The 14,196-nt window shown below is 54.7% G+C and carries 11 protein-coding genes; 7 read left to right on the top strand and 4 right to left on the bottom strand.

The window, feature by feature from the left end:
- Window positions 1–9: 9 nt before the first annotated feature.
- Entirely contained in the window at window positions 10–2,667 is a 2,658-nt protein-coding gene (locus QEH53_RS04770) for a hypothetical protein (protein ID WP_309021995.1), read from the top strand.
- 91 nt (window positions 2,668–2,758) lie between these two features.
- Window positions 2,759–3,301: a hypothetical protein gene (locus QEH53_RS04765; protein WP_309021994.1), complete on the top strand. Its 543-nt coding sequence runs from the start codon at window positions 2,759–2,761 to the stop codon at window positions 3,299–3,301.
- A gap of 95 nt (window positions 3,302–3,396) precedes the next feature.
- Here the strand turns inward: QEH53_RS04765 and pspF are convergent, their stop codons facing one another.
- Window positions 3,397–4,410, bottom strand: a complete 1,014-nt coding sequence (gene pspF, locus QEH53_RS04760; protein WP_309021993.1) for a phage shock protein operon transcriptional activator — start codon at window positions 4,408–4,410, stop codon at window positions 3,397–3,399.
- Window positions 4,411–4,593: 183 nt separating this feature from the next.
- Here pspF and pspA point away from each other — a divergent pair, with 183 nt between their 5' ends.
- From pspA to QEH53_RS04735, 5 genes are all read left to right on the top strand, one after another.
- Entirely contained in the window at window positions 4,594–5,265 is a 672-nt protein-coding gene (pspA, locus tag QEH53_RS04755) for a phage shock protein PspA (RefSeq protein WP_309021992.1), read from the top strand.
- Between the two features lie 53 nt (window positions 5,266–5,318).
- Window positions 5,319–5,534: a hypothetical protein gene (locus tag QEH53_RS04750; protein ID WP_309021991.1), complete on the top strand. Its 216-nt coding sequence runs from the start codon at window positions 5,319–5,321 to the stop codon at window positions 5,532–5,534.
- Window positions 5,535–5,565: 31 nt separating this feature from the next.
- On the top strand, window positions 5,566–5,946 hold the full coding sequence (locus tag QEH53_RS04745) for a PspC domain-containing protein (RefSeq protein ID WP_309021990.1): 381 nt from the start codon (window positions 5,566–5,568) through the stop codon (window positions 5,944–5,946).
- 112 nt (window positions 5,947–6,058) lie between these two features.
- Window positions 6,059–6,520 (top strand): alpha/beta hydrolase, encoded by a 462-nt coding sequence (locus QEH53_RS04740; protein WP_309021989.1) that lies wholly within the window; start codon window positions 6,059–6,061, stop codon window positions 6,518–6,520.
- Entirely contained in the window at window positions 6,517–6,738 is a 222-nt protein-coding gene (locus QEH53_RS04735; RefSeq protein WP_309021988.1) for a hypothetical protein, read from the top strand. The genes QEH53_RS04740 and QEH53_RS04735 overlap by 4 nt, the downstream gene beginning before the upstream one ends.
- A 45-nt stretch (window positions 6,739–6,783) precedes the next feature.
- On the opposite strand, the gene QEH53_RS04730 is transcribed toward QEH53_RS04735, so the two are convergent.
- The 3 genes from QEH53_RS04730 to QEH53_RS04720 all read right to left on the bottom strand — a co-directional run bounded on the left by QEH53_RS04730 (window position 6,784) and on the right by QEH53_RS04720 (window position 14,055).
- Complete coding sequence (locus QEH53_RS04730; RefSeq protein WP_309021987.1) at window positions 6,784–8,274, bottom strand: UdgX family uracil-DNA binding protein; 1,491 nt, start codon at window positions 8,272–8,274, stop codon at window positions 6,784–6,786.
- 8 nt (window positions 8,275–8,282) lie between these two features.
- On the bottom strand, window positions 8,283–9,551 hold the full coding sequence (locus tag QEH53_RS04725) for a putative DNA modification/repair radical SAM protein (RefSeq protein ID WP_309021986.1): 1,269 nt from the start codon (window positions 9,549–9,551) through the stop codon (window positions 8,283–8,285).
- Between the two features lie 208 nt (window positions 9,552–9,759).
- Window positions 9,760–14,055 carry a DEAD/DEAH box helicase gene (locus QEH53_RS04720; RefSeq protein WP_309021985.1) on the bottom strand — a complete coding sequence of 1,432 codons (4,296 nt, stop codon included), beginning with the start codon at window positions 14,053–14,055 and terminating at the stop codon, window positions 9,760–9,762.
- Window positions 14,056–14,196 lie beyond the last annotated feature (141 nt).

The following is a 14,196-nucleotide window of genomic DNA, read 5'->3' as shown; positions in this document are numbered from 1 at the left end:
AATACCAACATGATCGGAGATAGTGAAAAGCAGCGTCTCGCAGAGGACGCGACAAGGGAAAAGAACTGGAAACGCTGGGGGCCCTACCTCTCAGAGCGTCAGTGGGGCACCGTGCGCGAAGACTATTCGGCCGACGGCCAGGCATGGCGGCATTTCCCCTTCGAGGACGCCCACCTGCGAGCGTTCCGTTGGGGAGAGGACGGTCTAGCCGGTTTCTGCGATCGAGAAGGTCGACTCTGTTTGGCGCCTGCCTTCTGGAACGGCAAGGACCCGATCATCAAGGAGCGCCTGTTCGGTCTCAACGGAGAGCAGGGAAACCACGGCGAGGACTGCAAAGAGCTCTACTACTACCTAGACTCCACGCCGACTCACACGTATTCGAAAGCTCTATACAAGTACCCGCAAACTGAATTCCCATACGAGCAGCTTCGCCAAGAGAACGCCAAGCGCGGGCTCAACGATCCGGAGTTCGAGTTGAGCGATACAGACGCGTTTGCCGAAAACCGTTACTTTGATATCGAGATCGAATACGCCAAAGCGGGCCAAAACGACCTGCTGATGCGACTGACCATCAACAACCGCGGGGACGAGAATGCTCCTCTTACCGTTCTGCCCAAGCTTTGGTTTCGCAACACATGGATTTGGGGTTGCGAGCACGAGGGCTGCTCCCTCAAACCACAAATAAGTTTTAGCAGCGCCAACACTCTCCAACTCGAGCGCGAGGGCCTCGGCACCTTCCACTTCGCTGCGGGCTACGCTTCTGATGGCACCAAGCCCTGCATCGGGCTTGCCGAAAACGAAACCGCTTCCAAAGCCCTGTATGGAGAGGACAACTACACCACATTCACCAAAGACGCATTTCATCGCTGGCTGATCGAGAAGCAGGAAGACGCCGTGATGCAAGGTGAGGGCAAAGGCACCCTCGCCATGGCTCGCTACGATATTAACGTACCCGCCGGCCAGTCAGTCACTATTCCCATCCGTCTTTACGCAGAAGACGAGTCACCTACATCCCTTTTTGGAGACGACTTCGAAACCGCCTTCGCCAACGCCAAAACCCAAGCAGACAACTTCTGGGCCGAGAAGCTGAGCCAACAAGCCGACGGAGAGGAGCAAGCCATCCAGCGTGCCGCCTATGCCGGTCTCCTTTGGTCCAAGCAGTTCTACCACTATTCCGTTCACGACTGGCTCAAGGGTGACAGCGAGGTAGCCCACGCTCCACCCGCTCGCGAGCAAGGAAGAAATCGCAACTGGAAGCACCTCTTCAACAAGGACATCATCTCCATGCCGGACAAATGGGAGTACCCGTGGTACGCCGCTTGGGACACAGCCTTCCACATGCTGCCTTTCGCGGACATCGACCCGGATTTTGCAAAACAGCAACTCCTGCTCTTCCTGCGAGAGTGGTACATGCACCCCAATGGTCAGCTGCCTGCCTACGAGTGGGCGCTCGACGACGTCAACCCTCCCACCCACGCCTGGGCTTGCTGGGAGGTCTACATCCACGGCAGGGACCGAGGAGAGCCTGATATCGACTTTCTCAAGCGAGCCTTCTCGAAACTGCTTATCAACTTCACCTGGTGGGTAAATCGCAAGGATCCAGAGGGCCGAAACCTCTTTGGCGGCGGATTTCTCGGTCTGGATAATATCGGGCTCTTCGACCGATCGAAACCGCTTCCTGGCGGCGCGATCCTCAACCAAGCGGACGGCACCGCTTGGATGGCCTTCTACTGCTCCAAGATGCTCTCCATCGCCTTGGAACTCGCCCACTCCGACAAGACCTACTCGGACCTCGCCTCCAAGTTCTTCGAACATTTCATGAGCATATGCGAGGCAGCAAACCACCTCGCTCATGGAGGGTTATGGGATGAGGAAGACGGATTTTACTACGACGAAATCGAACACCCAGACGGGACACGCACCACCCTGCGGGTCCGTTCGCTGGTAGGGCTCCTCCCCCTCATCGCCTCCCTCTCCATCCCCCAAGAGACGCTGGACGAGCTGCCAGGATTCCGCAAACGCATGGAGTGGTATTTGAACAATCGCAAGGACATCACCCGCTTCGTCGAGGCTCTACCGAGCTCCAGCAGCGGCCAAACACGCCTGCTCGCCTTGCCCAACCGCGAGCGCCTCACGCGATTACTGGCCTACCTATTCGATGAGAAAGAATTTCTCTCCCCCTACGGCATCCGCTCGCTCTCCCGCACCTACGAGAACCAGCCCTACTCCATCAACATTAACGGAGAAGAGCTCAACCTCCGCTACCGTCCTGGAGATTCGGATACACACCTCTTTGGAGGAAATTCCAATTGGCGGGGCCCCATTTGGTTTCCCATAAACTACCTCCTCGTTGAAGCACTTGACCGTTACCACAAAGCCTACGGCGAATCCTTCCAAATAGAGTTCCCCACCGGATCTGGCCAGTATCACACACTCGATTACTGCGCCCAAGAACTACGACGTCGCCTCACACTTTTATTCAAAAGAAACTCCGCCGGACGTCGCCCTTGCCAAGGAACCGACCCTCATAGCCTTGACACAACCGAGCCACCGCTCTTCTACGAATTCTTCAATCCTGAGACTAGTAAAGGGCACGGAGCGAGTCATCAAACAGGCTGGACCGCCCTCGTTGCGAGCCTCGTCAACGAGCTCCACCGGAGTAAATAAATGGCCGTTGGCACGCGTCTAGCACTACCAGTGCTGTACAAAATAAGCAGGGCCGAAAATCGTTCCTGCAACACATACACCCAAAGGAACCATGAAGAATAGCATAGACGACAAAATCACACTCGGCTCGAAAAAGACCAAGCGGTGGGTCGCCCTAGCTACGGGCCTAACGCTCTTCGCCTACGGTAACGCCGCTCCCGAAGAGTCGCAGCCCACACTGGAGCACGAACTGCAAGTCTATTTCGACGATCTTCCAGGCGCAGCCTATTCGGACATATCAAACGCCCGAGACGACCTCTTGCACAATGCATTTGCCGACGCTGCAGACCGCAACGACTGGATAGACAAGTACGAGATCGAGTACAACACTCTTCCGGAGGAGGATGACCGAGGTTACCTCATGTTCACCGTTATCGACTGGGAACGCTCTCGCACGAACTTCTACACATTCAGCGCTCGAGCAGAGTACACCGACAATGACGGCGTCACACATGACCTCGGAGTCGTACGCGGCCAAAACACCGGTATCACCGTAAACACTACACGGGACTCAGGCGAGATGTTCGCGGAAGTCGCCGAAAGCGCGATCCAGAAAGCCCTTGATAACCTAGAAGAGCAATTAAACATCTCATAGCCGCAGGGACATTTCACCTAACCTCCAAAAGGCTGAACCTGCGAAGGTTCGGCCTTTTTCTTGGACGGACGGCTTTCACGCCATCCACGTAAATTCTAAAGTTCGTCCTTATACTTTCGATACATCGATCGAAACTGATAGTACGTCAGCCCCAGCTTATTAGCTGCTGCTTGCTGCCTGTACCCCGCCTCCATCAAAGCCTTGCGCAACAACCTCAACTCGAGAGCCTTCACCTGCTCCTGTAGTGGTCGCGACAGGTCATCACTCACCCTCTCGTCTTCGTCCGGATTCTTGGATACGCTTTCCAATTCGTAGGGATTGACGAAGGGGTCGAATTCGATGCGCTTTATCTTGCCTCCCCCGCTGCGATAGACGCTACGTTCGATCACGTTTTTCAACTCGCGCACGTTACCCGGCCAATCGTGGGCATTCAAGCTATCCAAAGCTCCCGAGCTGAACTCCGGCACAGCCGCCAACTCCAGCTCGCGAGTCATTCCAGAGGCGAAATGCATAGCTAGAAATTCGATATCCTCTCGTCGCGCCCGCAATGGCGGCAGATAGAGCACGTCAAACGACAAGCGGTCCAAGAGGTCGCTTTTGAATTTGCCGCCCCGCGACATCTCGGAGAGGTCGGCGTTGGTTGCTCCCACGATACGGGCGTTGACCCGCACCGAGGACGAGCCCCCTACGCGCTGGAAAACTCCGTACTCCACCGCTCGCAGAATCTTTTCCTGTACCGTGAGCGAAACGAGACCGATTTCGTCTAGGAAAAGCGTTCCTCCGTCCGCCGCTTCGAAGCGCCCTTCCCGCCGCTTCACCGCTCCCGTAAAGGCGCCCGCCTCATGGCCGAAGAGCTCCGACTCCAACACCGACTCAGACAAGGCTGCACAGTTCAAAGCGACCAAAGGCCCCTGCCAACGCTGAGAGAGGAAGTGCAAACGGGCCGCCGCCAGCTCCTTACCCGTCCCTCTTTCGCCGATCAACAGCACCGGCCGGTCAATCTTTGCCACCGCTGAAAGTCGCTGCTGAAAATCTAGAAACGCCTCCGAAACCCCCAAAGCTTCGGGTAAAGTACCCATTCCAAAACTCTCCGAATCTCTTTGGCTCATATGCTCGGTTATTTATGCCATTTTTTGGCCTAAAAGCAAACTTATTTTCTTAAGGCTCGATCTATAATAACATTATAAATAATTTATCCTCTTACTGGTCATTAACTTATAGCTTCCCAACACCAACTTGGCACGACTCGTGATAATAGAGGGGCATAACTTCAATTTAACCACGAAAACAACATGGGAATATTCACACGCTTCAAAGACATCGTCTCCGCCAACATCAACTCTATGCTCGATAAGGCGGAAGACCCCGAAAAAATGATCAAGCTGATGATCCAGGAAATGGAAGACACCTTGGTCGAAATTAAAGCCTCCTGCGCTTCGGCCATGGCCACCAAATCCAAGGTATCCCGCGCTCTCGACGACGTGCAGTACCGAGTCAACGACTGGGAAAACAAGGCTCGTCTGGCAATCAGCAAAGGTCGCGAGGACCTCGCTCGTGAAGCCCTCGCCGAAAAGCGCGTCTTCGCTGACGAACATGAACGCCTCACCAAGGAAATCAGCCAGCTCGAAGGCATCGTAGCCAACTACCAAGGCGACATCAGCCAACTCGAGGAAAAGCTCACTAACGCTCGCAAAAAGCACCAGATGCTCCTCCAACGCCACACTCAGGCCCAGAAGAGCTACAAAGCTCAGAGCGTCCTCCGCAAGAACGACAACGTCGACGCCTTCGCCCGCTTCGACGCCTTCGAAAACCGTATCGAGCGCATGGAAGCCGACGCCCAATTGGTCAACGCAAAGGCGCGTCCCGCTCTCGAGGACGAATTCGCCAAGCTCGAAGGCGACGAGTCCCTCGAAAACGAACTTGCCGCACTCAAGGCTGAGATCGAGAATAACAAAGCTCAATAGCAGCCCGCTTGCCATAGCTTCACGCACCTCAAACGCTAACCCTTCCCCTCGCCATGAGAGTTGAAATACTCATATTCCTCATTCCCATCATCGCCATCATCTGCGGTACCATCATCTCGCTAACTAAAAACAAGCGAGAGCACCAAAGAGCGACGGGAAGCTCCCTCAACGAGGAGGAAGCCCGCATAATGCAAGAGCTCCACCAGTCGCTGGGCAAAATGGAGAAGCGAATCGAAGCCCTCGAAACGATAATCATCAACAAGAAGTAGTCGCGCAGCGAATACACCAAATCCACTCTCCATGAGAAAACCACTCTATCGCTCCCGCAACCGCGTCGCCTTCGGCATCTGCCAAGGCCTAGCCGACCACTTCGACCTATCCGTAGTCTGGATACGCCTCGGACTCGTAGCCATCTCTCTCTTTTCGGGAATCTTCCCTTTCCCCGTCTTCTACATCATCGCCGCCTTCATCATCAAAGAAGAGCCGGAGCACAGCGAGAAGCAAGGGCCCGAACCTTTCTACGAAGAGGACTACTATGAGACCGACGTCTCGGCCCGCACCCTGAGCCTGCGTCGCCTGAAGAACCGCTTCGATGCTATCGAGTCACGCATCCGCCGCATGGAAAATTACGTGACCAACAAATCCTACGACTGGGAACGCCGCTTCAACTCCGGCCAATAGACCCAGTGTAGCGGCCAAGCCCCGACCACAGCCTCACACTCCGCAGTTCCCCTCAAACCACTGCGCCCTAGCTACTGCTTTACCCAAAAATCCTACCAAGCCATAGCCTGCCATGAAATCAATCGTCACTCGAGCAGTCCTCCTGCTCATCGCCGCCGCCCTCAGCTGGGCGAGCATCCTCAACTCCCAAGGCGAAATCGAAGAGACGATACAGCCTATTCAGTATTCAACAATCGGACACGGTCCTAAAATCCTCCTCCTGCACGATTCATCCAACGCAGATCAAGATTGGGCCAAAACCGCTCGCTGCCTCGCCTCTCGCTTCGAAGTCACCCTCGTAGACATCTCCCAATTCCTCGACGACCACCAAGGCGTGCAACTCCTACGGCAGGCGATCCGAGAGCTGGAAATCGACGACAGCCATATCTCGGGGTCGGCCAACGGCAAAGCGATCGCACTGCGATACGCCCTATCCTTTCCCGAACAAAGCAACCATTTTATATTACCAGAAAGCAGCGAGGACCTGCAAATCCTCGCTGACATCGTCAACTCAACACATTTCTCAAAATCATGAACGGACAAGGAACCGCCGGAAACGTCATCGCCGCCCTTTGTAGCTTTTTTATTCCAGGACTTGGCCAACTCCTACAAGGCCGCGTCCTCGCCGCAGTCTGCCACTTCGTACTAGCTTGGCTGCTTTGGTTCATCCTACTCGGCTGGGTCGTGCACCTCTGGTCCATCATCAGCGCTGCGACCTTCGAGTCTCCAGCCCGCGTGCATTACCGCTATTAGCAAAAGCTTTTCGAGCGTCCAGGACACCGGTAGATTCTCTACGAATCACATCGTATCAATAAATTGCTTACAGGCTTCGAGATCCGCATAAAATTGCTGGCTCGCTCGGAGCCTTTCAGACTCATCCACGATGCGAAGAAGATAAGCCGGGTGGTAGCTGACCACCACCGCGTACGGCAATCCGGGATCGTCACGCAATCCCCGCTCTCGCGTGACTGAAACGGGGCGTCCCAAAATCGCAGCAGCCGCCGTAGACCCTAAACAAAGCACTACCCTTGGGTGCACCTGCTCAAGTTCGTGTACCAACCACGGCTTGCAGGCGTGTACCTCTTTGGGAGCGGGACTTTGGTGCAAGCGAATTTTGCCAGAAGGCCGCCATTTAAAATGCTTTACCGCGTTCGTCACATACACCGCTTCGCGATCGATACCCAACTCCCCAATGGCACTCGCTAATACCTCTCCGGACGGTCCCACAAATGGATGCCCCGCCAGGTCTTCGCGATCGCCCGGTTGCTCACCCACAATCATCAGCTTCGCCTCCGGCGGCCCTTCGCCAAAAACCACTTGCGTCGCCCGTTCGTGTAGCGGACACGCTCGGCAGAGCTGAGCTTGATCTCTCAACGCCTCAAGCGTCAGCCCTTCGCCGCGCAAACGTATCTCATCCGAAGTGCGAATCACCCCTCGCTCTCGGCCATCCGGAGCACCCTTCGGGCGCCGCCCCTGCAACTTAGGGTTGTCTTCGAGCTCAGCCTTCATCTTCTCCGACCTCCCATAGGAGCCATTCGAAAGCTCAGCGATCAAGCTCGCTTCCGGCAGGTTCTTCCAATACCTGCGGGGCATCTCGCGCTCCATCATGGAAATGTTGAGTCGAGAGGGATTAAAGGTACTTGCGTAGTACTTCAGCCAATACTTTTCTAATTCGTCCTCATCGGGCCTTTCTTGAAAACTCGCCCCTTCGCTGAAGCTTAGCTCCCGCCCATCCCAGTGGACGCAAGTTCGCGGGGTGAGTATCGACCAATCCATCGATGAGAAGCGATCCCTGAAGAAGGGAGCCGCTAAATACACGACGTCGTGCTCAGGCTCGTACCACGCCACAAACCGCTCACGTTCCGTTTCCTCTCCGGTTACTTCAACTTTTCGAAAGCGGACAAAAGCAGTCATCTTGTGCCGCTCCCGCCTTACCGCCTTCTCCTTTAGCTCAAAGCTTCGCACATCCACATCGTTCGCCCGCCTCAGGAGTTGGCGCTCTTCCCCTCGGGTCATTCGCCAAAGCATCCGATACAACAAGCCCCACGTATCCAAATCCACGTGACAAGCGACCCCTTTGGCTCGTCGCACAAACTCATCCGATACACGCACCGGCCCAGAACTAGGCAGAGGAGGTTTGGACTTCTCTTCGACGCCGAGATTCAACTCAACCTCTTGATCCTCATTCCATACAACCTGTTCGGGCAACGCGGCTCTCGCCAGCAATTCACGAGACACGTTTCGCCACTCCTCGAAGTTCGATGCCTCAGCATGTATCCGCCCGCCCATGACAATTTCTAAGATCGACTTAAGGGCAAGAGTAGCTGCTCAGCAGGAACGCCGAGCTTTACCCTTAGCTGAGAATTTGAGAGTTCTACCAATCCTGGGGAATGGTCAGCCGCGACGATAAACGGACTCGCCTTCGCCAGAGGCAGACGGAGCCGACGCAAATCGGCGAGCGATAGCTTTCCAAAGCGACGTGCCTCTAAAATCCTCTCCGCGTTTCGCACCCCTAAACCGGGTACCCGCAAGAGAGCCTCCCTCGACGCTGTATTCACGTCGACAGGAAAAAACTCTCGATGCCGCAGCGCCCAAGCCGACTTGGGGTCGAGATCGAGCGGCAGATCCCCCAAATCCTTAGGAACGATCTCGTCGAGCGAGAAACCGTAGAAACGCAAGAGCCAGTCAGCTTGGTAAAGCCTGTTCTCTCTAACTAAAGGTGGCGATTTGGGTGGCAAGAGAACCGAGGCGTGGGGAATCGGACTGTAGGCTGAGTAATAGACGCGACGCAATTGGTAAGATTTATACAAGGTATCGGCTCGAAACAAGACAGCTCGATCATTGGCATCATCCGCGCCCACGATCATCTGGGTGCTTTGTCCGGCGGGAGCAAAGGATCGCTCTTGCGAGACCTGGGAGCGCTGCCTCTCCGTATTCGCTTTTTTCTTACGGTCTAAGTCATCCTCCTTGATTTCTCGAATGCGAGCCATACCACCTTGTATGCGACGCAAATTCTTCTCAGGAGCCAGCTTTTCTAAACCTTCTTGAGTCGGGAGCTCCACGTTCACGCTCAATCGATCCGCCCAACGCCCGGCCTCCTCGATTAATTCCGGCGACGCTTCGGGAATTGTCTTTAGGTGCACGTAGCCCCGAAAGCCATGATCCACCCGCAAGGTCCTGGCTACCCGCACCAATTGCTCCATGGTATAGTCCGGATTGCGAATGATGCCTGAGCTGAGAAAAAGACCTTCTATATAGTTCCGCTTGTAGAAATCCAGTGTCAGCCCCACGACCTCCTCTGGAGTGAAAGCCGCCCGCGGGGTGTCGCTGGAGCGGCGATTCACACAATACATGCAGTCAAAAATACACACGTTGGTCAGCAGGATCTTGAGTAACGAAATGCAACGGCCATCCGGAGCATAGCTGTGGCAAATACCCGATCCCGTAGTCGAACCGACGCCCTTCATCCCAGCTGATGTCTTCCTGCGCTCGCCCCCGCTGCTCGCGCAGGACGCATCGTATTTGGCAGCATCCGCCAGTATCTCTAGTTTCCTTTCCAGCTCCATAGTCCCCGAACAGTCTAGCGAAAAGGATGGGACAAATACCGTCTCCCTCCCTAAAATTCCGCAGACATTCCAAGTTCAAAAAGCTGTCTTGCAGGCGTATCCGTCAAGAGGGAAAAGGCCCTCCCTATCATTATCAGAACTAGTCCAAACCCACCTGCTTCTACACTTGGACACGAGTTTCAGACTCTCATCAGTAATGTTCGCCTGCTCAGGGCAGCAAACCTTCGACCACTACCTGCTTGTGGTTGCTGTGCAGTCGCCAAACCGCTGCCAAGCTCTCCAGATACGAGCTGCTCCTCGCGTCCTCGCCATTGATGGTTTCGAGCTTCAGCTGACTCATTGAGCTTAACCCGATCGCATCCGCCATCTGAGAAACGATTTGCGGCAGATCGGGTTCGTTTGCCTGCACGTGAAAATGTAGAACCTTTCCTCCGCGTTGAGCCGAACCCACCAATTCGCAGCCTCGGTAGACGAGTCGCACCGCAGAGAGCCGCTTTGGCAAAGCCCTGTGCGTTGCTTCCAAACCGATACCGCAAAGCGAAGCTGGGTCAGTCGCGCTCATCCAGAAAATGGCCTTTTCAGGAAACGGCTTGCGGAGACGACGCAGTGCCTCTTTCGAAGCGAACTGTAACCCCGGGACACCTTCAAAAAAGCGACCTCCCACTATCTCTCCCGAAAGCTCTAGCAATCTTAGAGAGCGAAAAACATCCTTCCAGCGAAACCCTTCCCGTTCTCGAGAAAGCAGCTCGCGAAAAACCACGCCGTAACGATCCAATACAATACGAGCCCGCTCTTTCTCTGAGTCGAGCTTTTCCACCACGTCTGTATGGCCGGTAGGTTCAGGCAAGATGTACCAGCTTCCCGGATACGATACGGAACGGGTCGCACGCGGGCGGCGGCCCACACGAATCGCTCTTAGGTTCGGCTCACGCGTCGCATCTGCAGCGTACAATCGAAAATCTCCTTCGGCTCCTTTTCGCGCGGTCGCAAAAGCGTCATTACTTATTCGGCCTTTCCACACAAGATTCCAAAGCCTGTTCTCAAGTTCAGCAGCTCTGACACTCAAAAGCTCCTGCAGCTTGGCAAAGCTGTATCGCCCGCCAGATTCCAAAACCGAGAGCAAAGCCTGTTCGCACTCAGCACTATCGATTCCGCTCCCCATAGCCAATAGATCCCAATCCTCCGGCAAGCAAAAACCAGTGCGGCCTATATCCACTCCGTACCATAGTGACCCATCCTCCATCAACGTCGCGTCGAGCTGTGACGTAACGTATCCATTCACTCGCGACTTCAGCAAAGCACTATCCCAATCTTCTATTTTAGCAGTCCAGCCGAGTAGACGATCCAAAGCTTCCCGCAGCTCGTCATTTCTCCGCTTGTCCCCAGACAAACCCTGCCAAGTTGCCAAAAACAAAGAGAGCTTTTCAAAAGGCAAAGGCTCGAAGCTCGCTCGCCCTCGAGCTCGCTTCATACGTAGCAGAATCTCAAAATTCTCCGCTTCGCAAACGTGTACCGCATCCGAGCCTTCCACTAGGCGACCCGAAATAAAACGCTGACTGTCTTCGAGCTCATCCAAGGCAACACGCAAGGCGAGCTCGGAACACCCGAGCCATTCCTGCAATCTATCTTCCGATACAGGACCGTAGTACGAGAGAAACTCGCAAAGCAGTTCGGGATCTGGTGTTTCGTTAAAAAGCCGAACGGTACGGCTCTCCTCTTCTTGCAGAAAAACCCAACTTCTTCCCTGCGATACTAAAACCTCTTCCTCAACTTCCGATCGTAAACCCTTCCATTCGTCAGCCGTAACCGCGATGCGATCCCGCAACCACTCCTTGAGCTCCAGAGCATCGCTAGGAGCGTATCCCTCCGCAAGTCGCTGCCGCTTCTCTTCGAAAGCCTCGATTAATTCCCTATCTACCTGCGGACGGCTTTTCGCATCGAATGCAACAGAGCGTACCAGATCATCCCTAAGCTTAGACTGACCAGAAGCGTTCGGACTGTCCGTTGCATACATGTACTCTTCGTTGATCTGGCGCCAGGCTACGCTTGAGGCGAAAGGGCTCGGCTTACTTCCCCTCGAAACCGTTACCGAGATGTCACCTTGCTCCAACTCGCCCAATACCAACCGCAGCGAATCCATGTCGAACTCGTCTTTCAAACAGGCGCGCCACGCTTCCAGTAAAAGAGGGAAATCATCGTACTGCTGCACCGAGTCGAAGAGTTTCTTGGCCCGCATACGGCTCAACCAAAGCGGCAACCGCTGCCCCGCCTTGTTACGCGTAACCAGTAGCGCGGTCCCTGCAGCCTCACGAAAACGAGCCCCGAAAAAACCAGATCCTTCCAGACGGTTCCTTAAACACGTATCCACGTTTTGAAGACTGACGAGACCGATCGCCTCATCGACCGACACTTCGTCAGACAGCATCACCACCACGCAGTCGTTGTTGACGTACACCTCGGTCCGATGCCCGAAGGCCTCGCTCCAAGCCGCATCCAATGCTAGGGCATAAGGACGGTTCACCCGACCTCCCCAGTGCGTGTGCAAAACGAGCTGCTGACCGGGAGCACCGCCGGGAGCTGCGTCGATGATTTCCGCAAGAATGTGGTGCCGGTGGGGTAAGTCCTTTCCAGTGACCAATCGCTGGTTCATCAGAAAATCGTACAAAGCTTTCGAGGCCACTGCGTCCATATTGAAACGCTGTTGCAGCTCATTCAAAAAATCAGACCGGTCCAAATTCTCGTTCGCCCACTCCAAGAATTCTCCAATTCGATTCGAAAAATGGAAATCACGGTCAAAGGTTTCCGCTCTCCAAAAAGGAGGAACCACTTCTCCGCTCGGAGCTGGTGATACGAGAACATCATTGTGGGTGATTTGATCGATCCGCCAACTCTGTACCCCTAAGGTGAATACATCACCAACAGAGCGTTCCCAGACGAACTCCTCGTCCAGCTCACCAATTCGACCCCCATTTCCGCTGTGCCTCAAGTGAAAATAACCGCGGTCCGGAATCACGCCCCCCGAAAGGTAAAACGCTATCAAAGCCCCCTTGCGTAAGGTCGCGGAATTCTCAGTTCGATCAATGGCGATCCGGGCCTGCAAATCCCTCAGTCGACTACCCGCATAGCGGCCTGCTTGCATGTTTAACACCAAGTCGAAGACTTCTCGAGAAAGCGATCGATATGGGTAAGACCGCCGCACGAGCTGGAAGAGATCATCGATATTCCACGGACCGGAACCCAATATTGAAACCAAAATCTGGGCGAGTACGTCGAGCGGGGCATCTACAGGCCGCACCGCCTCAATCGCACGCTCACGTATCGATTCAGACAATACAGCCGACTCCAGAAAATCGCGCGAGTAGGATGGAAAGACTACCGCTCGACTGGTGGCTCCCACTTGATGACCAGCCCGGCCCACTTTTTGCACGGCAGAGGAAATCTTCCCCGGACACTGCACCATCACCACGCAATCCAAAGCACCTACGTCGATTCCCATTTCCAGCGAATTCGTAGCCACGATCGCTTTCAAATCTCCCTGTTTCAATCGCTGTTCCACCGCGAATCGAAACTCCTTGGAGAGCGATCCATGATGTGAATACGCAATGGGGACCGGCTCTTCCAGATTGATCTTGTACGCTAGCTTTTCGCAGAGCTTGCGACTGTTGACGAAAATCAAGGTCGACTCGTTCTCCGCAATCAAGGCCTTCAGGTCCTGCACGATTGGCTGCCAAAAATCCTCGTCGCTTGCTTGTTGGTTAGCTTCCGCTGGGAAACGAACCGAGATTTCATAAGATTTGCTCGCTTGCGAATCGGCCAGAGCCACGTTTCTGGGAACTCCCTCGACGGATCCACCCACGTAGGACGCCACCAACTCCATAGGCCGCACCGTAGCTGAAAGCGCGATTCGCTGAAACTCTCCACAAAGATGAGCCAGTCGTTCGATCCCAGTCATGAGATAAACACCCCGCTTACTGCCGACCACCGAGTGAACCTCGTCGATGATCACGGACTGCACTCCGAGCAGGGAACGTTGCCCGTCATTCGACGTGAGCAACAAGTTTAGGCTCTCGGGAGTAGTGATCAGGATTTCTGGTGGATGGCGCAACATCTTGCGACGGTCGCCTTGAGGTGTATCGCCGCTACGGGTCATCACCCGAATCTCTGGCCAAGCAATTCCCTCCGTTAGAAAGAGTTCCTGCAACTCTTCTAGAGGCCCGAATAAGTTGCGCTGGATGTCGTTGTTTAGAGCCTTGAGGGGAGAGACGTAGAGCACCCTAGTTTGCCCCAGCTCCCACTCACCGGAAGCTAACTGGCTAATTGCCCAAAGGAACGAAGCGAAGGTCTTGCCGCTACCCGTTGCGGCAGAAATTAAACAGTGCTCCCCTTCGGCGATCAGACTCCAAGCTTTTTTCTGAATATCGGTCGGCTCACCCAAGCGCCCCGTAAACCAACGGGCCACCAAAGGATGAAAGCGGCTGAGCTCAGGTGCTTGGGATTGCGGCATAAAAGTAGATCGAGGCAGAGGTACGCTAGCGGTACAATGGACTGAGCCAACCAAACTTATTGGCTAAATTCGGCTGTGCCTCTTTCCAACTCGCATTCACAGCCAAAAAAACGCCTTACCCGCTTGAGCGGATAAGGCGTT

The sequence above is a fragment of the Pelagicoccus sp. SDUM812002 genome (assembly GCF_031127835.1).
Taxonomy (GTDB): Bacteria; Verrucomicrobiota; Verrucomicrobiia; order Opitutales; family Opitutaceae; genus Pelagicoccus.
Note: the sequence above shows the minus strand (reverse complement) of the source record. Positions and strands in the feature narration are given on the sequence as shown.